Genomic DNA, 21455 nt, shown 5'->3' on the forward strand with positions numbered 1-21455 from the left:
AAAGCCGGACTTTGTTCGGCTTTTTTTGTGTTTAAACAATTGATAATTGCATAATTCATAAAATCTTCCAACCGTTCATAGACTTTCAAAATCCTTTTCATAAATTACATCTATTAACTGTATAATTATCAAATAAAATAGGGGAAAGGATTCTTAATGAAACTTTATACTCATCCTAAACTTACTGTTGAAATAAAAGAAGTTGAAGGGGTAAAGTATTTTAAAGAGGTTTGGAGAGGTATTTTCAATACTGTTGTCTTCAGGGACCTCATGTGGAAAACCATAAAAATTTATGAAAAACAAATACCTGAACTAGGTAATAAGCCAGCAGATAAGATTCTTATCTTGTCAGATACAAGTGAGATGGAGCTTATTAGGGAGGAAGATATTCAATGGACTATAGACATAATAGAACCTATCTACATTGGGTTAGGAATTACCTATCAGGCATTTATACCCCCAAAAACTGAACGTCTTCAGGATTTAGTTGAATTGTATTCTACAAGCTCCAATGATAGATCTTTTCAGAACTTCCCATTTGCAACGGAGGAAGATGGATTAGAATGGTATCTTAACCAGTTAAATAAGAGTTAAAACCGTTAGAAAAGACTAACGGATTCTATTATTTCTGGTGTGATGCGATAGAACTCTTTATGAATATTAAACTCATCAGCCTCTCCTTGAGTTGAGGCTGTATATGAACCATCTTCATTCATTATAAAGCTATTACTGTTATCCTTAAGATTATATCGCAAGATGTTCATTACTTGACGCTTTAAGGTATCATCCACCAAAAGGAAGAGTGACTCGAGTCTTCTTTCGAAAGAACGTACCATCATATCAGCGCTTCCTCCATACACTTTAGGGTTATTATTATTGTGGAAATAATAAATTCTTGAATGTTCTAGATAATCACCAACTATTGACCTCACTTCAATATTTTCACTCAAATCTTTTCTTCCAGGCCTTAAACAGCAAATGCCTCTAACGATCAGCTTAATGGGAACACCCGCCTGAGAAGCTTTATACAATTCAGCAATTGACTCATTATCCTCCAGTGAGTTAACTTTTATACAGATGCCAGACGGCAATCCATTTTTGGCATTTTCAGCTTCATTTCTAATGAGATCAATCAATCGATCGCGCATATCCTTCGGTGCTGTAATCAGACGCTTATATTCCGGAGGATAGCTATGTCCTGTAATTACATTAAAGAATTCTGATATGTCCTGAGCATAGTCCTCATCGGTAGTCATCAAGCCGATGTCGGTATACAATCTCGCAGTATCTTCATTATAGTTACCACTTGCCAAATGCAGATAACGGGTTACCTTCTCCCCTTCTTTACGCACTATCATTAATAGTTTAGTGTGTGTTTTATATCTACTCACGCCATATATAACAAAGCAGCCGGCTTTTTGAAGGCGTTTGGCTTCCCTCATATTGTTCTCTTCATCAAAGCGAGCCTTTACCTCAAAAAGAACCGAAACGTGAATTCCATTTTCTGCAGCTTTTAGGAGTGCATTTGTAATTCTTGAGTCCTCAGCTAAACGGTAAATAGTTAATTTGATGGATAATACTTTAGGGTCTTCAGCAGCCTTCTCTAGCATATCAAGCACTGGTTCTATGCTGTTATAAGGATGATGCAAAAGGATATCCCTACTTTTTAAAATTTCAAAGATATTGTCTGCATCAGATTTGTGTTCAGGAAAAGCCAAAGGTGGTACTGGTGAACCTAAGTGCGGTAATTGACTTTTAAAGTCAGAGTGTTTAACTATTTGCCAAAGACCTGTATAATCTATTAAGGAGTCCTCATCTACCTTAAAAATATTTTCCTTATCTATCTCCCATCTGTCACAGAGTACTTTCATCATCCACTTATCATAGCCCTTCTCTACCTCAAGTCTTACCACCCTACCCGTTCTTCTGGTTTTGAGCTTTTTGCGCATCTCTTCAAGGAAGTTCGCATCAATGTCATCACTTTCTTCAAGTGTAAAATCTCCATTTCTGGTAATCCTGAAAAGGTTGATAGCTAATATTTCTATATTTCTAAATAGCTTGTAAATATTGGCTCTCACTATTTCCTCAACGGGCAGAAATATCATGTCATCTTCTCTCTCAATTTCATAGAAGCGCTGAATATTTGATGGGATTTGTATAAACGAAAGCTTTTTGTTTTCCTTCTTATCTCCTACTGTTCTGGTCACAACCGAGAATATCTGAATTTTATTCATCAGTATGGGGAAGGTGTGATAGGTATCATACACCATTGGTGTAAGCATTGGGAAAACTATTTTATCAAAAAAACTATCAGCTTTTGATTTTTCCCCTTCCGTCATTTCATCATACTTGATGAGCTGAAAGCCATTTTCATGAAAAAGAGGTTTTAAATGCTCTTTAAAAGTCTCATGCTGCTTGCTCACAAACTGCTGACATTCAGATAGTAACTTCTTTCTGAAAGGAATCTCTCTTAGCCCTGAATAATCAATTCTTTCACGTCCATAATCAATATAATTATAAAGCGATCCTACCCTGATCATAAAAAACTCATCCAGGTTGGATGCAGTAATGGCAAGGAACTTGAGCCTATCAAATATTACCCTGTCGGTATGCAATGCCTGATCAAGCACTCTATAATTAAACTGTAACCAACTAAGGTCACGACTAATTAAATTACTTTTCTGAACAAGTGAAGAAACTCTATCTAATGCCATATTAAACTGATTGTTACACTAAATTAAAAAAGGGTTTACTTAATAAAAGCAAACCCTCTCCAAATTGTTAAAATTTAATTATTTGATAATTAAACATCTACTTTCGCATACTTTGCATTCTTCTCAATGAAGTCTCTTCTAGGTGGTACTTCATCTCCCATTAACATGCTAAATAAATGATCTGCTTCTGCAGCTGACTCAATAGAAACTCGCTTCATGTTCCTTGAATCAGGATTCATTGTAGTAATCCAAAGCTGCTCAGGATTCATCTCTCCCAAACCTTTATAACGCTGTATATGAAGTGAATCTTCTTTACCTTCAGGAGCCATTTCTTTCACTACTCCTGCACGTTCACCTTCAGTATAAACATATGCTTCCTTTTTACCACGCTTGATTAAATAAAGAGGTGGTTGTGCAATATAAACATAACCTAACTCAATTAACTCGCGCATATAGCGGAAGAACAAAGTAAGTATTAAGGTTCTAATGTGAGAACCATCAATATCCGCATCGGTCATGATCACAATTTTGTGATACCTCAGCTTAGCCAGATTTAAGGCTTTATCATCATCCTCAGTTCCGATGGTCACACCAAGAGCAGTAAGGATGTTCTTGATTTCATCGTTATCGTAGATTTTATGTTCTTGTGCTTTTTCTACATTAAGAATTTTACCTTTAAGTGGAAGTATTGCCTGAAATTTTCTATCACGGCCTTGCTTGGCTGATCCACCTGCCGAGTCTCCCTCCACCAAGTACAACTCGCAAATGCCAGGGTCTTTTTCAGAACAATCAGCTAGTTTACCCGGAAGGCCTGAACCACTCATTACGTTCTTTCTCTGAACCATCTCACGAGCTTTACGCGCAGCATGTCTGGCCTGAGCAGCTAAAAGAACCTTCTGAACAATCATTTTAGCTTCCTTAGGATTTTCTTCAAGAAAGTGTGTTAGTGTTTCAGAAACACAAGTTTCAACAGCACCAATTACTTCTGAGTTACCTAGTTTAGTTTTTGTTTGCCCTTCGAACTGTGGTTCGGCAACTTTTACAGAGATAATAGCCGTTAAACCTTCTCTAAAGTCATCACCTGAAATTTCAATTTTCGATTTCTCTAATAAACCAGATTTATCAGCATAAGATTTAAGTGTTCTGGTTAATGCCCTTCTAAACCCTGATACGTGAGAACCTCCTTCATAAGTATTGATGTTATTCACATATGAAACAACATTCTCTGTAAAGGAAGTATTATAATTCATAGCTACCTGAACTGGTACGCCATTCTTCTCTCCTTCCATATATACGGGAGATGGTATTAGTTTTTCTCTAGATCCATCCAGATAATCAACAAATTCCAGTAAACCTCCTTCTGAAAAGAAATCTTCTTCCTTTGTCTTTCCTTCATCATCAAGTTCGCGATGATCAATCAACTTAATTTTGATGCCGGCATTCAGATACGCCAACTCTCTTAAACGAGTAGCAACAGTATCGTATTTGTAAACAGATTCAGCAAAAATGCTTTTGTCCGGAACGAAATGTATTTGAGTACCTGTAATATCAGTCTCTCCAACTACTTCTACTCCTGTTTGAGGAATACCCTCACTATATTCTTGCTGGTGTATTTTACCGTTTTTGCTATAAACTGTAGCAACAAGTTTTGTGGATAAGGCATTCACACATGAAACACCAACACCATGCAAACCACCTGAAACTTTATAAGTGTCTTTATCGAATTTACCACCTGCGTGAAGAACAGTCATAACAACTTCCAATGCAGACTTGCCCTCTTTCTCGTGCATGTCCACCGGAATACCCCTACCATTATCTGTTACAGTAATAGAGTTATCTTCATTTATCTCTACTTTGATTTCATCGCAATAACCTGCCATGGCCTCATCAATAGAGTTATCAACAACTTCCCAAATCATATGATGAAGGCCTTTTATACCCACATCACCAATATACATGGCAGGTCGTTTTCTTACTGCTTCTAATCCTTCGAGTACGGTAATATTACCGGCTGAATACTCTTTGTTCTTATTCTCTTTATCCTTACTCATAATTCTTTCAACAAAGCTTCAAAAATAGTCTTTTTTGCTGGATTTTGATAGTAATTCAATACCTTTTTTAAGGTAATGTTCTGCTTTAGAAAATGAAATAAAAACTAAATATTTTAAATAGGTTATTGGTTAAGAAAATAATCAACTATATATTTAGTTCAACCAATTATTATTAACATGAAAAAACTAAGCCATCTTCTTTTATTCATCATCATATCGACACAATTAACAGCTCAGTCACGAGGTGTCAAATTTTACAATCCTCAAGATTCAATTAGGTATGATGAACTTACTTTGATGCTTTTTAATGGGTATAAAGTTGTTAGCACGAAAGATGGTTTAAAAATGCAAGTTGTTGATAGTAGCTTATTGAAACATAATTATTCCCGAGACTCACTTAACAAGCTAAGAAATAACATACCTACTTATTCATTTCTTACATACAATTCTAATCCTTCTTATACTACGCTAACACAATTGCATGCAAGTGATAAAAAAGATACCATCCAATATCTATCTTTCGAAGGCCCCTCAATAGATAAACTACCTATTCGCGAAATACTAAAATGTAAGAAGCTTAAAGGATTAGAACTTGTTAATACAACTGTAAAGAAAATACCATGGTTGCTCAATTGGAGTTTATTTGGCTTAGATAGCTTACAGACTATACATATCTACAATCACCAATCAAAAAAGGCTCTTAAGTTCACGAAAAATGATCAGGTGACTAAATTAGTTTATCGCGAAAATCCATATGCTAAAGCACCAAAAGGCTTATGGAAATTGAAGAATCTTCGAGAATTAGACTTAGTCAGGAATGACTTAAGAGATGCTGCGGTTCTAAAGTTGAACAAATTCAAAAAATTAAAAGAGTTAAACATGAGTAGGAATAAAATCCGCATTCAGGATTTAACCAACTCTCAAATTGATAACCTAGAAAACCTAATTTTGAGCTTTTGCGATTTGGATGGAATACCAGCTACCATCAAACATTTTCCCTCACTAAAAGAACTTCAATTAGCTGAAAATGACATAAAATCAGAAAATATATCTTCTGAAATGGCCAATCTTAAAGAACTAGAAATCCTCTCATTCTATAAAAATAATCTAACCTTTTTACCTGCTTTCCTTTTTGAATTAAATCAATTGGAAGAGCTCGATCTATATTACAATGAAATTGAAATAGTACCTAAAGAAATCGGTCAATTAAAGCAACTAGAAAGACTTTATTTAGCCAACAACCGCTTATTTAATATACCAGATGAAATTGGACAACTTACTATGCTCAAAGAGCTCTATCTGAAGCATAACAGAATTTCATATCTTCCCAACACCCTTTGTAAGCTCGAAAATATAACTGACTTTCACGTTAATGATAACTACTTACAAGGATTCCCTGACTGCATTCTAGCTTTTAAAAAACTTCGTGATTTAGATATCTCCAATAACGAAATACACTCTATTCCACCAGAATTACTGGATTTACATGATTTAAAATTACTTTGGATGCGAGGTATAACATTTGAAGCCAGAAATAGAGAAGAGGCAGAATCTATCAGAAATACAATTGAAGGGTTACAGAAAAAAGGCGTAAAAGTAAGTTTAGATTTAGAATAATTACCAGTTAATACTTTCTAAACCAAGCTTGTCTAAATACTCATTTGCTTTTGAGAAAGGTTTACTACCAAAAAAACCTCTGTGAGCCGCGAAAGGAGATGGATGAGCAGACTCAATAATATGGTGTTTATTTCTATCAATTACTGCTCCTTTTTTTTGTGCATAAGCTCCCCAAAGAATGAATACAACATTTTGTTTTTTCTCCGAAACAGTCTGGATCACTGCATCAGTAAATTGCTCCCAACCTTTGTTTTGATGACTTCCAGGTGATTTGGCTCTTACTGTTAAGGTAGCATTCAACAACAAAACTCCCTGTTCTGCCCAGTTAGATAAATCTCCATTTGGAGGCATAGGCTTTCCTACATCAGCTTTTCGTTCTTTAAAAATATTCAAAAGTGACGGTGGCATGGGAACACCCGGTTTTACTGAAAAGCATAAACCATTTGCCTGACCTTCACCATGATAAGGATCCTGCCCTATGATAACAACCCGCACATCATCGAAATAACATTTATCAAAAGCATTGAAAATTTCATTCCCGGGTGGATATACTATATTCTTAGCATATTCTGACTTCACAAATTTTACAAGCTCATCAAAATATGGTTTTTCGAACTCATTTTTTAAGTAAGCCTTCCAACTCTCATGAATTTTTACTTCTGAAGCATCCATTATCTTACACTAATTAATATTGGTTTACAAAACACAAACAGACCAAAGTTGCGTTACAATATGCATATTGACAAGTTTTAAAGTATATTTACAATATGGTTAAATTGATTACAGAAGGTATAGTAGTTAGTGTTGAAACTAGCTATTTGCAGGAATACTCTAGTCCTGCACAAAACCATTATGTTTTTACGTACAAAATAACCATTGAAAATAATGGTCAGCATACAGTTCAGCTACTTAGCCGTCATTGGTTCATACATGATGCTGGTTATGAAATGAAAGAAGTAGATGGTGAAGGTGTTGTGGGCAACCAGCCTATACTGGAACCAGGGCAAAAACATATTTATGTATCAGGCTGTAACCTTAAATCAGCTTTGGGTAAAATGCATGGATATTACACCATGGAAAGAATTGTTGATGGTCAGCTTTTTGATGTTAAAATACCAGAATTTAATCTGATAGCAGAATTTAAATTAAATTGAATTTCTTTATCATAAAGGAGTGGCTCAAGTATTTCCACCTACAAACTGACGAGCACTCTTTACATTCTCCTTACTTTTATAAGTTCTATACTGAACTAATCAAGCCTAAGCACAGAAGAAATAATTCTGCCTTCGATGAGATAGAAAAGCAAAGAAAAGTCTATTTAAAGAGTACCGAAGATATAGAAATGCTTGATTATGGTGCTGGATCGAAAGTGCTAAAGATAGATAGAAGAAGGATCAGTGAAATAGCAGCATCAAGTATCTCACAAAAGAAATTTTCTATTTTCCTCAATAGAGTTATTAATCATTTTAGTTATAAAAATGTGATAGAATTAGGCACCTCTTTGGGGATAAACACTGCCTATATAGCGCATAATACTTTATCAAATATTACAAGCTTTGAAGGTGATCCTTCTCTTTGTACAATAGCCAATGATCATCTGAGATTTTATAGAAACATAAAAATCATTCAAGGAAATATAGATGATACACTTGCTTTACACCTTGAAGAAAGCAATGAACCCCTTGATTTGGCCTATATTGATGCTAATCACACATACGAAGCCACCCTAAAATATTTTGAGCTCATGCTTAACTATTGTCATGCAAATAGCATACTCGTTTTTGATGATATTCATTGGTCACGTGAGATGAAAGAAGCTTGGGAAAACATCAAAAGACATCCTCAGGTAACAGCCAGCATGGATATATTTGATGCAGGCCTAGTTTTTTTTAATCCAGATTTCAGCAAACAACACTATATACTAAACTTTTAAAGGAGACATTTCAATAAACAGTTCATTACCTAACCTTTGGGGAATTGAGTTTGAACTTATCTTCATATGCTGTATATCAAAACATGTTTGGAAAAGAGGTTCATAATCGCTTTTATGACCTCCAAATGGAGGTTGATCTTGGTTGAGAGGTATATTAAACAATAAACCAACGAGCTTCCCTCCTTCTTTTATCAATTGGCTCATTTTACGTACATAAATAGGTCTTAACTTAATCGGAAGTGCACAAAAGAAGGTCTGCTCAACAATGTAATCATAACTACCTTCATGTTCAAAGAAATCACTATGTAAAAGATTTTCATCAGGAAACTCTGGGCATCTTGCTTTAAGATTCTCCAATGGTTTTTTAGACAAATCAAGAACTTCTACATTTTTAAATCCTTTCTCAAAAAGCACCTGAGCCTCATAAGAATTACCTCCACCAGGAATGAGAATATGTACATCCTTATCATCAATACCTTCAAAGTATCTAATAATGGCGGGTGCAGCATAGCCTATATCCCAACCAGTTTCACCGTTTAAATATCTTTTGGTCCAATAAGATTCGTTTAGCTGCATTAGTATGATATCAATAAATGATTAAATTTGCCGTTAATTTTACTCAAAAAAAGCAAGAAACAATACTAATCAATCATTTATGAGTCAAGATTTAACAGGTAAGTCAGCCAACGAGTCCGAAAGAAAAAGCAAGAACCAGAGTAGAACTATTTATGTCATTCTATTTTTAGTAGTGATAAGTGCGGCAGTTGGTTTTAAATTTTATATGGATGCTGAAAGCGAAAACAAAAAGCTTCAGGCCGATTTAGAGGAGACTTACACGGAATTAGATAGTATAAGCAGTCAACTTGACAATAAAATTTCCGAAATAGAAGCATTAGGCGGAGATGTTACTGAACTTCAGTTGATTAGAAAAAACCTTGAAAGTGAGAAAGAAGCCTTACAAAAATCCAATAAGTGGGCAGCAAACGAAATAAAAAGATACAAGGATAAGGTAAGCGGCTATGAAGAATTGCTAACCTTACAAGATGAAAAAATTAAGAAGTTAGAGGCCGTAAACAAGGAGTTGATGGGTGAAAACACCAACCTTAAAAAGGAGAAAAATGTACTTAACGATAGCATCTCCGAATTAAAATCAAGAAGAAAAGAACTTGCTAGTAAGGTTGCCTTGGCCTCACGCTTAAAAGCAGAAAATATTAAGGTTTATGGTGTTAACGACAGAGGAAGAGAGCGAGAGGATGAATTTAGATCAAGACAAATAGATAAACTAAAAATAGAATTCAATCTGGAAGAAAATAATGTAGCACAGCCTGAAGGTAAAAACATTATTCTTCGAGTAATCAACCCTAAAGGAAATGCCCTATTCGATGTAGCTACAGGATCAGGCTCTTTCATGGTAGATGGAAAGGAAATGTTTTACACTGCGAAACAGGAAATACTTTTCGACAACACCAAACAACAACTTTCCTTTGTTTATGATAGAGGTCAGGAATATGAAGAAGGTATTTATAAGGTAGAATTATACGCAGATGACTATTTAATAGGTAAGGCAGATTTTACTGTTAAGTAAAAAGTATTGCTCAAATACGTGTTTTCAAATCTATCTTGCGGATCATTATTCATGCGTTTATTGTGCATCATTCAACATGTATATGGACAGAATAGAGTCGAAAAACACTACACTTTCAACCTAATTCATGAAATTAGTGCTGGTCACTTGGTGCTTAGATAAAAGATTAGAAATAAATACAATCACCCTCGTAGCCTTCGAATAAAGAAAAGGTTAGCTTTTGGTTACTCTGGTTTCTGATAATATCTAGTTTATAACTGCCTGCAAAAACTGTTTTAGAAGCTAGTTCATTATTTAAATAAACAGTATCAGAAGTATAAGCTATCTCCTCAGAAACACCTTCTGCATAAACATATTTGGCATGCATAGAATCGAGATTTATCCAACATGAAAATTGATTATTCGCTAATACATAAACTGTATCCACCTGGCCACCAATGCTCCACGTAAATTCATCGAAATCCAAAGAAGTATTATTATAAACAGCTAAATTAACCTTATCATCTAAAATTTCACCGCAAAAAACCTCAGTACAGAGATCTTCGTTAGCAAAATCTTCTTCAAGGCAAGACATCAAAATAAGTACCAATAAAATACTAAAAAGCTTCCTCATAAAATATTTATTCCACATTCAAGACAATATAATGAATGGAATGGTTGCAACGCACTTAAAATATAAGCTACAAAAGTACAATAACTATTGTTTAAATAAATACAATACCCTATTTTTGCAGTCCAAAATTAAAAATTAATATAATGGAATTGAAAAATTACGAGACGGTATTCATTTTAACTCCCGTTTTATCTGATGCTCAGATGAAGGATGCTGTCGACAAGTTCAGAAAGGTTTTGGAAGATAAGAAAGCCGAAATTATTAATGTTGAGCAGTGGGGCTTAAAAAAACTAGCTTACCCTATTCAGCATAAAAGCACCGGCTTTTACAATCTTATCGAATTCAAAGCAACTCCTGAAACTGTTGCAGTGCTAGAATTAGAGTACAGAAGAGACGAGAAAGTGATGAGATTCTTAACAGTTGCTTTAGACAAGCATGCTATAGAATACGCTGAAAGACGCAGAAATGGCGCATTTAATAAATCCAAAGAAAATAAAGAGGAGGTAGCGAAATGACACTTCATAACGAACCTATCAACGCGAAAAAGCAAGATAACCAGAAAAAATACTGCCGATTCAAAAGATTTGGCATTAAGTATATAGATTATAAAGATCCGAACTTCTTATTGAAGTTTGTGAACGAGCAAGGTAAACTTTTACCAAGCAGAATCACTGGTACTAGCGCTAAATATCAAAAGAAAGTGGCTCAGGCTGTAAAAAGAGCTAGACACCTGGCTTTATTACCTTACGTTACTGATTCATTGAAATAATAACCCAAAAATTTAATTAAAATGGAAGTAATATTAACTGCAGATATTAATGGTTTGGGCTATAAAAATGATACAGTAAATGTTAAGCCTGGTTATGGTAGAAATTACCTAATACCTCAAGGTTTCGCAATTATTGCAAACGACTCAAACCGTAAGATGATTGACGAAAATATTCGTCAGGCTGCTCACAAAGCTGAAAAATTACAAAAAGATGCTGAAGAGCTAGCTAATAAAATTGGTGATTTAACTTTAAACATTAAAACCAAAGCTGGTGAAAGCGGTAAAATATTTGGTGCAGTAACTACTGTTCAAATTGCTGATGGCTTAAAAGAAAAAGGTTTTGATGTAGATAGAAAGAAAATTGCTATTAATGGTGATATCAAGCAAGTAGGTGAATATACTGCTGTTCTTGATCTACATAAAGAGGTTAAAAAAGAAATAAACCTAGTTGTTGAGGCTGACTAAGTCCATAAACAATTAAATTAGAAAAGCTCTGACAGTTCGCTGTTAGAGCTTTTTTTATGTCCGGTTCACAAGAAATAATTTAACAATAATGATTAGAGTCTATCAGCTGGTATACCGAATAACCAAATTTGTGTTTCTTGTTGACTGCTGAAGTTATTATCAGAAACAAATAAGAGGCTCTTGGTTTCACTATCAAAATCTCTTCCAAAAGCCATCCCCTCTATATTGTCAACTCTTTCTCCATACTGATTGAGGTCAATAAACAACTCCTTATCCACAGCAGTAAAAGTGGCTTGTGTTAAAGCTGGTTCATCCATTACATTGGTAGCATTAGAAACATTCACTTTAAATACATTTACAAAGTTTCCTACTCCCGTTATATAGGACCTTTCTAGAACAAGTAATTCAGTCTCGCTCAAACTAATCAACTCCGTAACTGAATTAATATTAAATTCATTAGCTGGTTTAGTAATAGCCTGAACTGGTTCAATTGGATAGGCGTATTCTGCTAGCACCTCTTCATTTTTAATATCAAACCTCGTAAGTCTAATTGGTCTTTTACTTTCAGCATATTTCGGAACATCGCCATCCTCTTTCAATGGAAGTTCGTTGGCAAACCAAATGATAGTATCATTTTCAAAAGTTAAACTCTCAAATCCCCCATTCTTTCTTAGACCTTTCGTTTCATAATAATTAAATACAGTAGGCACTTTATATGATTTTATAAGGTTACCTAAAGTATCCATTTCTCTAATGAAAGGCGCTTTGTTGTTTTCTTGCCTACCACCCTCGCTCGTATAAATAAGAGTTTTACGATTCTGATGAAAGCGAATGGCTTCGGGATCTAAGGAGTGCTCTCTATAATTAAATCCACTATCATTTTTTAGAAATACCGTCTTTCCGATTATAACGGTATCAATTCCTTTGTCAGTGTAGTCAATTCGAGCACGATAATAACGAGCATCATTATATTCCGATCTATCATCAGAAATAAAATACCAAAAGGCATTACCATCGTAATCAATGGAGGATAAACCTCCTAGAATGGTGTTATCTACAATAGAGCTATCTCCAATAACATATTTATCTATAAACTTTACTTCACTTGACTTATCAATTTTCGGGTTACAGCCTAGTAAAAATGAGCCCACCACTATCAGTAAAAAAATTCGACTATACATAGCATCTTTTTATCTCGCAAAAATAATATAAGCCCGTAACTTTTAAACTAATTGTAAGTTAATAATTGAAACTTAATAGAAATGATAGATTGGAATGAAGTTATAAAAAGAGCTAACAATGGAAATCCTAAGCCTCCGAGAAGAGTTGAAAAAACGGAAAGTGAATGGAAATCCGAATTGACTCCTGATCAATTCTTTATAACTAGGAAACACGGAACAGAAAGAGCATTTACCGGTGAATACTGTGAAGCTCATGAGCCGGGAAAATATGGATGTATATGCTGTGGCACTACCCTATTTGATTCGAACTTAAAGTTTGACTCAAACTCTGGCTGGCCAAGCTTTACTGAACCATTTGAAGACGATGTAATAAAACATACCAAAGATACCTCACATGGCATGGTAAGAGTTGAGGTGAGCTGTAACGTTTGCGATGCGCACTTAGGCCATGTGTTCCCTGACGGCCCAAAGCCAAGCGGCTTGCGCTATTGCATAAATTCAGCCTCTATTAAATTACAAAACAATTAATTAAACTCTTCAGGAGCAAAAAGTCGTCTGAGTGCCTTTTTATCATATTCCTGACTCACTTTGTTAAATAATATGAAGCTATAGAAACAGCCATTTGCCTTGATTTTAGTCATAACAAACTTGGCCTGATCTATAGCTCCATATTTATCCATGATTGCACATTCCTTCCTCTCAGAAATCCCTGTTAATATAAATTGGGGATCTGAATCAAGTTCTGCAATTCGCTTATCTAAAGAACATTTAAATACCTGTTCTGGTGTGTTACCTATTAGATCCTCCTTATTAAAGTAAAGCTCATCTTGCAAGTATTGACTGATTGCCACAATCTTATAATGCTCATCAATTACCAGAACGCCATCGTATACTTTAGCAATTAATCTATTGAAAAGCTTCTTTTCAAGTTTCACTCCTTCTAACTGAGCTTCAATATTTTGTTGATTGCGGGTCATTTCTTCTTGCGTAGCCTGAAGTTCTTCCATATTCTGCCTCATCTCTTCCTCCTGAGCTTTCAATTCCTCAGTCATCTCCTGCGAGTCTTGCAATAATAAGGTTGTTTTTTCTTGCATTTTTATGGCACTTAGGTTAGCACCTAATCTGGAAGCAAACTCCTTGATAAATTCAATACTGGCCTCTGAGAATTCTTTAAAACTTGCTAATTCAATTACGCCAGTAATAGTCTCTTTATGTTTTACAGGTACTATTAATATGGATCGAGGTGATGCATCTCCCAAACCGCTTCTAATATTCAAGTAATTATCAGGCACATCAGTTAAATAAATATGATCACCCTCCAGCCAACTTTGACCGATGAGTCCCTCGCCTCTAGCTATTTTTTTATTCAGATACTTTTTGCGTTCAAAAGCATAACACCCTTTAAGGCTTAGATAATCTTGTTTAGAATCGAAATCATTTTCACTTTCAACCACGAACAGAGCTCCCTGACTTGCTCCTATATACTTTACAAGTTCACTTATTATAGTATAAGCGAATGTTGCCTGATCCGACTCGTCATTTTTCATTAATTGAGCAAACTTTGCTAATCCTTCTGTGCTCCAATTTCTGCGTTCATCTAATTTAGCTTTTGCCTCAAGTGTTTCATTCTTCTCATTGATCAACCTAAGGTTTGATCTCAGATTCTCAAGCATCTGCTGGAAGTTTCTACTCAAGCTTCCAATTTCATCTTTGCTATCCACATCCAAATACTTGTCAGCCTCTCGATCACCCGAAAGAACCTTTTTAACGATATTATCTAATTTAATTATAGGTTTAGAAACTGTCTTTCTGAGTAAATAAATTAGAAATAAGCTACCCATTATTAAGAATAAGATAGTTAAGCCAATCGTTATCTGCGCTTGCTTCTTCAGAGCATTATTTTTATCGTTAATTTTAGCATAAATAAAATTGATCTTTGGAGTAGTCTGTTTCAATATTTCCTCCAACTCTAAAAGCATACCGTTCTCTTGAGTAAGGCCTATCTCCATTTCGGCTAAAACTATTCTATCAAAATGGTTTTTATAAGCATTAATTTCATCAATTGCCTTTTCCTTATAATTAGAAGTCATATGAGGAAATTCTTGAATGTCAGCATTCTTGATAAACGCAACAAATTCAGACACTGTGTTATGAAGTCTATCAACATATTTTGTATCGTGTCGAAGTGCAAAATCCTTCTCATGCTTTCTTAAGGTAAGCGCAAAAACCTGTTCTTCAGGAGAAATACGTTCCTGCAGTTGATGAGCATATGTGCGCATCTCTCCTTCCAAACCATGATCTTTGAAACCTCTTTTGTGAAATAAAGCAGTTAAATCATTGAAATTTTGTTGATAGCTATTAACCAAACTGGAGAGTTTTTCCACGTCAAAAGATAAATCAACACTTTCAACCACATCCAATTGAGACGTTTGATTTAGTGCCGCTCTAATAATATTGAGATTTGAGTTAATTTCTGTTGTGATATTACTTTTACCATCTTCTAGAAATGCAGGTTCCTTCCATCCAAAAAGCATAAACTCCTTTTGTCTTTTCTGAGCCTTATCCAGGTCTAGCATTATTTCAGCCATTTCTATTCTAAGGGTTTGAAAATTACTTATGTCGCGGTACGAATTGAAAACTATAAGCCCTCCGAAAAGCCCTAGAAATAGTAAAAGTGAAAATGAAATGATGAATTTCTTCCTGATTGCTAAATCTTTGTATCGCATACAATGCTTTTTTTTGCAAAGGTACGATGTGCAGAGAGGCTAATTATTAAGAATAAGCAATCGGTCTGTTAAGAAATTATGAGTAGTAAAAGTATTTATTGGAAATGTTCAATTACTACACAGAAGCTCTATTTTAATAAAAAAGAAGAGGTTGCTTAAGCAACCTCTTCTTTATCTCTTAAATGCCTTCTTATTATTTTTCCCACATTTGATTTAGGCAACTCGGTTTCAAATGAAACCAACTTAGGACATTTATAAGCGGTCAAATTTTCTTTGCAGTAGGCAATAACTTCTTCTTCAGTTAAACTATCATCTTTTTTAACAATAAAAGCTTTTACCTTTTCAGTAGAATGCTCATCTGGAACACCAATTACCGCAACTTCCAATACTTTATCCATTCCGGCAATTACATCTTCAATCTCATTAGGATATACATTAAAGCCAGAAACGTTAATCATATCTTTCTTACGATCAACAATTTTGAAGAAGCCATCTTTATCCATCACTCCCACATCACCTGTTCTAAACCATTCACCATTAAAGAAAGTGGTTTCATTTAATTCGTCTTTATTCCAATAGCCTGACATTACTTGTGGACCCTTACCACAAATTTCTCCAGGCTCTCCCAAAGGAACCTCTTCACCTTGCTCATTCATTACTTTCATTTCTGTGCTAGGCGTTGGAATACCAATTGTACCAATTCGCTCAGTACCATCTAAAGGATTTACACTTAGTACTGGGGAGGTTTCACTCAGACCATAACCTTCCACTAAAGGACCACCTGTTATCTTTTTCCATTTTTCAGCAACAGCACGCTGTACGGCCATACCACCACCTATGGAGCCTTTCAAATGGGTAAAGTCAACTTCATTTATATTAGGTTGATTCAGTAATCCATTAAATAAGGTATTTACTCCTGTCATCAAAGTAAAAGGATGTTTCTTCAACTCCTTTATAAAACCCGGCATGTCCCTAGGATTAGTTATTAAAATACTTTTTGCACCAATGCTAAACATTAACAAACCATTTACCGCCAAGGCAAAAATATGATAGAGCGGCAAGGCTGTTATCATTACTTCCTGCTCTCCATCTGTAAATAATGGTTTAAACCATTCCTGCGTTTGCATAGTGTGTGCTACTAAGTTTCTATGCGATAGTTTTGCTCCTTTACTTACTCCTGTTGTTCCTCCCGTGTACTGTAGAAAAGCTAAATCAGAAGAGGAAATCTCGGGTCTTTCAAAAGAATGCTTACTTCCTTCCTTTAAGGCTGTCTTAAACTTCACAGCCTTAGGTATATTATATGAAGGAACCATCTTTTTGATGTACTTCACAACGAAGTTCACTATAAAGCCTTTCAATCCACCGATCATATCTCCCAGTTCAGTATGAATCACTGTTTGAATGTCAGTTTCTGGTAATATCTTTTCTAAATTATCAGCAAAGTTGGCTACAATAACAACTGCTTTAGCACCTGAGTCCTTAAACTGATGAGCCATCTCTCTTGCGGTATACAAAGGATTAGTCCCCACTACAACTAAACCGGCTTTTAAGGCTCCAATCATTGAAATAGGATACTGCAGACAGTTTGGCATTTGTATAGCTATCCTGTCTCCTTTCTTTAATCCGGAAACGTTTGTCAAATAACTCGCGAAATTATCAGATAATTCATCAACTTCACTGTAGGTTAAAACCTTACCCATATTTTCGTATGCCTCTGCATCCGCATACTTTTTGAATATTTCTTCAAAAAGCTCAGGAAGGCTTGAATATTGATCTGGGTTTATCTCTCTAGGCACTCCTTTCGGATAATGCTTAATCCATGGAAAATCACTCATAATGTTTCTGTAGTTATCAATACTAATCTTTTGGGTCTGGAAATTACTAAAAAATATTATTCTAACATAAACTCATATACATATGGAAACGTTTGCAAATTTCACCTTTTTCATTACTTCTCTGTTAATCAATGGATTAGTGTTATGCATGCATAACAATTAAGGCTTTAATAAAAATTGATTTTTTAAAACCATTAAAGAAACCATCAGTTTAAAGCACTAAAACTATTGATAAAAGTAATTGAGTTAATAGATTTCATCGATAGTTCAATTGTTAAAAAAAATGCTTAAAGGTTAACATAAGGCATCTTTTTATGTTAGCTTTGTAGTTAAATTAAAATTAGTCTAAATAATTCATATATGAGCAAAGACGATCAAATTTTAGAAGAATTTGCCTCAAAAGAATATGAACATGGATGGAATGTGGATATCGAAGCAGATTCAGCTCCTCCAGGTTTAAATGAAGATATTGTACGATTTATTTCCGCTAAAAAAGAAGAGCCAGAATGGCTTCTTGAATGGCGATTAAAGGCTTACAGAAATTGGAGGAAAATGGTAGAGCCGGAATGGGCTAATATTCATTATCCTAAGCCTAAGTTTGAAGACATCATATATTATTCTGCCCCAAAGCAGAAAAAGAAAATTGAGAGCTTGGATGATGTTGATCCTGAATTACTCAAAACATTTGAGCGTTTAGGTATTTCCTTGACCGAGCAAAAAAGATTAACAGGGGTAGCTGTTGATGCTGTAATGGATTCTGTTTCAGTGGGTACAACATTCAAAAAGCAATTAGCTGAGCAAGGAATTATATTCTGCTCTTTCAGCGAAGCTGTTAAAGAACATCCGGAATTAGTTAAGAAATATATTGGCTCAGTAGTGCCAAGTAATGATAACTTCTATGCAGCTTTAAATTCCGCAGTATTCTCTGATGGATCATTCTGTTATATTCCAAAAGGAGTAAGATGTCCGGTTGAGCTTTCAACTTATTTTAGAATTAATGCAGCTAACACTGGCCAATTCGAGAGAACGCTTATAGTAGCTGAGGAAGATTCTTATGTTAGCTACCTTGAAGGTTGTACAGCTCCGCAGAGAGATGAAAATCAGCTTCACGCTGCTGTAGTTGAAATATATGCAGCTAAAAGCGCAGAAGTGAAATATTCAACCGTACAGAACTGGTTCCCTGGTGATAAAAATGGAAAAGGTGGTATTTACAACTTTGTAACTAAAAGAGGTATTTGTGCGGGTGATTATGCGAAAATATCATGGACACAGGTGGAAACCGGTTCTGCAGTTACCTGGAAATATCCTAGCTGTATCTTAAAAGGTGACCATTCACAAGGTGAGTTTTATTCTGTGGCTGTAACTAACAATTATCAGCAAGCTGATACGGGTACCAAAATGATCCACTTAGGTAAAAACACCAAGAGTAGAATCGTATCTAAGGGTGTATCTGGGGGAAAAAGTCAGAACTCGTACAGAGGTTTGGTAGAAATTCATCCAAGAGCTGAGAATTCAAGAAACTTCTCACAGTGTGATTCGCTATTAATGGGAGACCAATGTGGTGCTCATACCTTCCCTTACATTGAGGTGAAAAACAAATCATCTCAGGTGGAACATGAGGCTACAACATCAAAAATTGGCGAAGATCAGATTTTCTACTGTACGCAGAGAGGTATTGATGAAGAAAGTGCTGTGGCATTAATTGTAAACGGCTATTGTAAAGAAGTTTTAAACAAGCTTCCTATGGAGTTTGCAGTAGAAGCTCAAAAGCTTCTCGCATTAACTTTGGAAGGATCTGTAGGATAATCAATAAGTAAATAATATTAAATTTCAGAAGATAAGTAATGTTATCAATAAAGAATTTACACGCTTCAATTGAAGGCAAAGAGATATTAAAAGGTATTAACCTTGAGGTTAAGCCAGGTGAAGTTCATGCTATTATGGGACCAAATGGTTCAGGTAAAAGTACATTAGCTTCCGTATTGGCTGGTAGAGAAGATTATGAAGTAGATAAAGGTGAAATCACTTTCAAAGGAAAAGACCTTTTAGATTTAGGTGCTGATGAAAGAGCTAAAGAAGGTGTTTTTCTGGCATTTCAATATCCTATTGAAATACCTGGTGTAACCACAACCAACTTCATGAAAACTGCTCTTAACAAAATTAGAGAGCATAGAGGTCTGGAGCCTTTAGATGCGGTTTCTTTCTTAACATTAATGAAAGAAAAAATGAAATTGGTTGAAATTGATCAATCACTTTTAAGCAGATCTCTTAACGAAGGTTTTTCAGGTGGTGAAAAGAAAAGAAATGAGATTTTCCAAATGGCTATGCTTGAGCCTGAATTATCTATTCTTGATGAAACAGATTCAGGACTTGACATTGACGCTTTGAGAATCGTTTCTAACGGAGTTAACAAACTTAAAACTCCTGATAATGCTACCATAGTAGTAACCCACTACCAAAGATTATTAGATTACATTGTACCTGATTACGTTCACGTACTATTTGAAGGTAAGATAGTAAAAACTGGTGGTAAAGAATTAGCTAAAGAATTAGAAGCTAAAGGTTACGATTGGATTAAAGAAGAGGCAGGCGTTGCTTCATAAACATTTGCTATAATTTTATGAGTAAACTAACGAAAGAACAAATAGATCAATTCTTTATTGAGCAGTTTGAGTCATTCGAGCAACAATTGAATGGTGAGAAATCACTTCCTCTGCACAAAACGAGAAAGGAAGCATTTGATACATATAAACAATCAGGTTTTCCCGCTCCGAAGGATGAAGAATATAAATACACCAATATAGCGAAGGCTTTTGCTTCTCACATTTCTTCTGTTGAGACATCTGACATTGAATTGACAAAAGAGGATGTACAAAAGCATTTTATCAGTAAGCTGAAAGCTATAAATTTGGTGTTTGTTAATGGTGAATTGAACACATCATTATCCGACCTCAAAGATTTACCTGGTGGTCTTATCATTGAGAACATAAATGATGCACAAACCAAGTATGAGTCGGATTTTGCCTCATACTTCAATAAAGCTGATATGGCTGGTGCAGATAACTTCTTTTCACTGAATACTGCCTTCACCAATGGTGGAGCCTTTATTAAAGTAGAAAAGAGTGCAATTATCGAGCAACCTCTTGCATGTTATTTCTTTAGCACATCTCAGAAGAATGACATGATTTCTCAACCAAGAAACATGATCATTGCTGGCGAAAATAGTCAAGCCACTGTTATAGAAAACTTTATTACACTAGGTGAGCATGCAAGCTTCACCAATGCTGTAACTGAGATTACACTTGAGCAAGATGCCATTTTCAATTATTACAAATACCAGAATGAATCGGATAAGGCCATTCATGTTGGTGCTACAATGGTTGAACAAAGAGGTAAATCAGTATTTAATGCCGGCAGTTTTAGCTTGAGAGGCATGATGCTAAGGAATAACCTAAACATTGCGATTCATAAACCTCATTCTGAAACTAATATGTATGGCATGTATTTACTTGATGGTAAATCACATGTTGATAACCATTCAGTAGTAGATCATATTGCTCCAGATTGTGAAAGTAATGAGCTTTACAAAGGAGTATTAGATGGTAAATCTAAAGGTGTTTTCAATGGTAAAATCTTTGTTAGGCAGGCTGCGCAGAAAACTAATGCTTTCCAATCGAACGGAAACATCTTATTAGCAGATACTGCTGAAGTGGATACCAAGCCACAATTAGAAATTTGGGCTGATGACGTTAAATGTTCTCACGGCTGTACTGTAGGGCAGCTAGATGCTGATCAGCTATTCTATTTGAAAGCCAGAGGCATAGATGAAAAAACTGCGAAGTCAATGCTACTTAAGGCCTTTGCCGCAGATGTAATTACTACTGTGAAGGTAGATGCACTCCGTGAGCTTATTGAAAAAAATATTGAAGAACGTATATAATTAAGGCAGGGCTTCAACTCAAAGCC

General features: G+C 35.2%; 20 protein-coding genes. 12 read left to right on the forward strand and 8 right to left on the reverse strand.

The features are described from left to right. The first annotated feature begins 156 nt into the window (after positions 1–156). Positions 157–594: a hypothetical protein gene (locus JKP34_RS12950; RefSeq protein ID WP_201922156.1), complete on the forward strand. Its 438-nt coding sequence runs from the start codon at positions 157–159 to the stop codon at positions 592–594. A 5-nt stretch (positions 595–599) separates the two neighbouring features. Here JKP34_RS12950 and ppk1 read toward each other — a convergent pair whose 3' ends face one another. Together ppk1 and gyrB are read right to left on the reverse strand one after the other, a co-directional pair. Next, positions 600–2714, reverse strand: a complete 2115-nt coding sequence (gene ppk1 / locus JKP34_RS12955; RefSeq protein ID WP_201922159.1) for a polyphosphate kinase 1 — start codon at positions 2712–2714, stop codon at positions 600–602. An 89-nt stretch (positions 2715–2803) separates the two neighbouring features. Next, positions 2804–4765 (reverse strand): DNA topoisomerase (ATP-hydrolyzing) subunit B, encoded by a 1962-nt coding sequence (gene gyrB / locus JKP34_RS12960; RefSeq protein ID WP_201922163.1) that lies wholly within the window; start codon positions 4763–4765, stop codon positions 2804–2806. Positions 4766–4942: 177 nt separating this feature from the next. Here gyrB and JKP34_RS12965 point away from each other — a divergent pair, with 177 nt between their 5' ends. Beyond that, positions 4943–6382, forward strand: a complete 1440-nt coding sequence (locus JKP34_RS12965; RefSeq protein WP_201922166.1) for a leucine-rich repeat domain-containing protein — start codon at positions 4943–4945, stop codon at positions 6380–6382. Here JKP34_RS12965 and ung read toward each other — a convergent pair whose 3' ends face one another. Then, on the reverse strand, positions 6383–7054 hold the full coding sequence (gene ung / locus JKP34_RS12970; RefSeq protein ID WP_201922169.1) for a uracil-DNA glycosylase: 672 nt from the start codon (positions 7052–7054) through the stop codon (positions 6383–6385). A 95-nt stretch (positions 7055–7149) separates the two neighbouring features. On the opposite strand from ung, the gene apaG reads away from it, so the two are divergent. Then, positions 7150–7536, forward strand: coding sequence for a Co2+/Mg2+ efflux protein ApaG (gene apaG / locus JKP34_RS12975; protein ID WP_201922171.1), 387 nt, complete (start codon positions 7150–7152; stop codon positions 7534–7536). Then, complete coding sequence (locus JKP34_RS12980; RefSeq protein ID WP_201922175.1) at positions 7533–8315, forward strand: O-methyltransferase; 783 nt, start codon at positions 7533–7535, stop codon at positions 8313–8315. The genes apaG and JKP34_RS12980 overlap by 4 nt, the downstream gene beginning before the upstream one ends. On the opposite strand, the gene JKP34_RS12985 is transcribed toward JKP34_RS12980, so the two are convergent. Beyond that, a complete protein-coding gene (locus tag JKP34_RS12985; RefSeq protein ID WP_201922178.1) occupies positions 8304–8891 on the reverse strand; it encodes a methyltransferase domain-containing protein in 588 nt (195 codons plus the stop codon). The genes JKP34_RS12980 and JKP34_RS12985 overlap by 12 nt on opposite strands. Positions 8892–8970: 79 nt before the next feature. Between JKP34_RS12985 and JKP34_RS12990 the strand changes: the two genes are divergently transcribed. Then, positions 8971–9900, forward strand: a complete 930-nt coding sequence (locus JKP34_RS12990) for a chromosome segregation protein SMC (protein ID WP_201922181.1) — start codon at positions 8971–8973, stop codon at positions 9898–9900. Between the two features lie 166 nt (positions 9901–10066). Here the strand turns inward: JKP34_RS12990 and JKP34_RS12995 are convergent, their stop codons facing one another. Beyond that, positions 10067–10513 carry a hypothetical protein gene (locus JKP34_RS12995; RefSeq protein WP_201922184.1) on the reverse strand — a complete coding sequence of 149 codons (447 nt, stop codon included), beginning with the start codon at positions 10511–10513 and terminating at the stop codon, positions 10067–10069. A gap of 143 nt (positions 10514–10656) precedes the next feature. On the opposite strand from JKP34_RS12995, the gene rpsF reads away from it, so the two are divergent. From rpsF to rplI, 3 genes are read left to right on the forward strand one after another with little or no spacing between them, the layout of a single operon-like run. Beyond that, positions 10657–11028: a 30S ribosomal protein S6 gene (gene rpsF, locus JKP34_RS13000; protein WP_201922187.1), complete on the forward strand. Its 372-nt coding sequence runs from the start codon at positions 10657–10659 to the stop codon at positions 11026–11028. After that, positions 11025–11282 (forward strand): 30S ribosomal protein S18, encoded by a 258-nt coding sequence (rpsR, locus tag JKP34_RS13005; protein ID WP_201922192.1) that lies wholly within the window; start codon positions 11025–11027, stop codon positions 11280–11282. The genes rpsF and rpsR overlap by 4 nt, the downstream gene beginning before the upstream one ends. Before the next feature lie 21 nt (positions 11283–11303). After that, positions 11304–11747, forward strand: a complete 444-nt coding sequence (rplI, locus tag JKP34_RS13010) for a 50S ribosomal protein L9 (RefSeq protein ID WP_201922195.1) — start codon at positions 11304–11306, stop codon at positions 11745–11747. Positions 11748–11839: 92 nt separating this feature from the next. Here the strand turns inward: rplI and JKP34_RS13015 are convergent, their stop codons facing one another. Further along, positions 11840–12928 carry an esterase-like activity of phytase family protein gene (locus tag JKP34_RS13015; protein ID WP_201922198.1) on the reverse strand — a complete coding sequence of 363 codons (1089 nt, stop codon included), beginning with the start codon at positions 12926–12928 and terminating at the stop codon, positions 11840–11842. Between the two features lie 81 nt (positions 12929–13009). Between JKP34_RS13015 and msrB the strand changes: the two genes are divergently transcribed. Next, a complete protein-coding gene (gene msrB / locus JKP34_RS13020) occupies positions 13010–13456 on the forward strand; it encodes a peptide-methionine (R)-S-oxide reductase MsrB (RefSeq protein ID WP_201922201.1) in 447 nt (148 codons plus the stop codon). On the opposite strand, the gene JKP34_RS13025 is transcribed toward msrB, so the two are convergent. Both JKP34_RS13025 and JKP34_RS13030 read right to left on the reverse strand, forming a co-directional pair. After that, positions 13453–15654, reverse strand: a complete 2202-nt coding sequence (locus tag JKP34_RS13025; RefSeq protein ID WP_201922204.1) for a GAF domain-containing protein — start codon at positions 15652–15654, stop codon at positions 13453–13455. The genes msrB and JKP34_RS13025 overlap by 4 nt on opposite strands. 155 nt (positions 15655–15809) lie before the next feature. Next, positions 15810–17489, reverse strand: a complete 1680-nt coding sequence (locus JKP34_RS13030; protein ID WP_201922207.1) for an AMP-binding protein — start codon at positions 17487–17489, stop codon at positions 15810–15812. Positions 17490–17849: 360 nt separating this feature from the next. Here JKP34_RS13030 and sufB point away from each other — a divergent pair, with 360 nt between their 5' ends. From sufB to sufD, 3 genes are read left to right on the forward strand one after another with little or no spacing between them, the layout of a single operon-like run. Next, a complete protein-coding gene (sufB, locus tag JKP34_RS13035; RefSeq protein WP_201922210.1) occupies positions 17850–19295 on the forward strand; it encodes a Fe-S cluster assembly protein SufB in 1446 nt (481 codons plus the stop codon). Positions 19296–19333: 38 nt separating this feature from the next. Then, positions 19334–20092, forward strand: coding sequence for a Fe-S cluster assembly ATPase SufC (sufC, locus tag JKP34_RS13040; protein ID WP_201922214.1), 759 nt, complete (start codon positions 19334–19336; stop codon positions 20090–20092). Positions 20093–20109: 17 nt separating this feature from the next. Continuing rightward, a complete protein-coding gene (sufD, locus tag JKP34_RS13045; protein ID WP_201922217.1) occupies positions 20110–21429 on the forward strand; it encodes a Fe-S cluster assembly protein SufD in 1320 nt (439 codons plus the stop codon). Positions 21430–21455: the final 26 nt, after the last annotated feature.

The sequence above is a fragment of the Marivirga atlantica genome, assembly GCF_016734805.1.
GTDB classification, from domain to species: domain Bacteria; phylum Bacteroidota; class Bacteroidia; order Cytophagales; family Cyclobacteriaceae; genus Marivirga; species Marivirga atlantica.

Coding starts and splice junctions, on each gene's coding strand:
- JKP34_RS12950 (WP_201922156.1), top strand. CDS start 157: ATGAAACTTTATACTCATCCTAAACTTACTGTTGAAATAAAAGAAGTT.
- ppk1 (WP_201922159.1), bottom strand. CDS start 2,714: ATGGCATTAGATAGAGTTTCTTCACTTGTTCAGAAAAGTAATTTAATT.
- gyrB (WP_201922163.1), bottom strand. CDS start 4,765: ATGAGTAAGGATAAAGAGAATAAGAACAAAGAGTATTCAGCCGGTAAT.
- JKP34_RS12965 (WP_201922166.1), top strand. CDS start 4,943: ATGAAAAAACTAAGCCATCTTCTTTTATTCATCATCATATCGACACAA.
- ung (WP_201922169.1), bottom strand. CDS start 7,054: ATGGATGCTTCAGAAGTAAAAATTCATGAGAGTTGGAAGGCTTACTTA.
- apaG (WP_201922171.1), top strand. CDS start 7,150: ATGGTTAAATTGATTACAGAAGGTATAGTAGTTAGTGTTGAAACTAGC.
- JKP34_RS12985 (WP_201922178.1), bottom strand. CDS start 8,891: ATGCAGCTAAACGAATCTTATTGGACCAAAAGATATTTAAACGGTGAA.
- JKP34_RS12990 (WP_201922181.1), top strand. CDS start 8,971: ATGAGTCAAGATTTAACAGGTAAGTCAGCCAACGAGTCCGAAAGAAAA.
- JKP34_RS12995 (WP_201922184.1), bottom strand. CDS start 10,513: ATGAGGAAGCTTTTTAGTATTTTATTGGTACTTATTTTGATGTCTTGC.
- rpsF (WP_201922187.1), top strand. CDS start 10,657: ATGGAATTGAAAAATTACGAGACGGTATTCATTTTAACTCCCGTTTTA.
- rpsR (WP_201922192.1), top strand. CDS start 11,025: ATGACACTTCATAACGAACCTATCAACGCGAAAAAGCAAGATAACCAG.
- rplI (WP_201922195.1), top strand. CDS start 11,304: ATGGAAGTAATATTAACTGCAGATATTAATGGTTTGGGCTATAAAAAT.
- JKP34_RS13015 (WP_201922198.1), bottom strand. CDS start 12,928: ATGTATAGTCGAATTTTTTTACTGATAGTGGTGGGCTCATTTTTACTA.
- msrB (WP_201922201.1), top strand. CDS start 13,010: ATGATAGATTGGAATGAAGTTATAAAAAGAGCTAACAATGGAAATCCT.
- JKP34_RS13025 (WP_201922204.1), bottom strand. CDS start 15,654: ATGCGATACAAAGATTTAGCAATCAGGAAGAAATTCATCATTTCATTT.
- JKP34_RS13030 (WP_201922207.1), bottom strand. CDS start 17,489: ATGAGTGATTTTCCATGGATTAAGCATTATCCGAAAGGAGTGCCTAGA.
- sufB (WP_201922210.1), top strand. CDS start 17,850: ATGAGCAAAGACGATCAAATTTTAGAAGAATTTGCCTCAAAAGAATAT.
- sufC (WP_201922214.1), top strand. CDS start 19,334: ATGTTATCAATAAAGAATTTACACGCTTCAATTGAAGGCAAAGAGATA.
- sufD (WP_201922217.1), top strand. CDS start 20,110: ATGAGTAAACTAACGAAAGAACAAATAGATCAATTCTTTATTGAGCAG.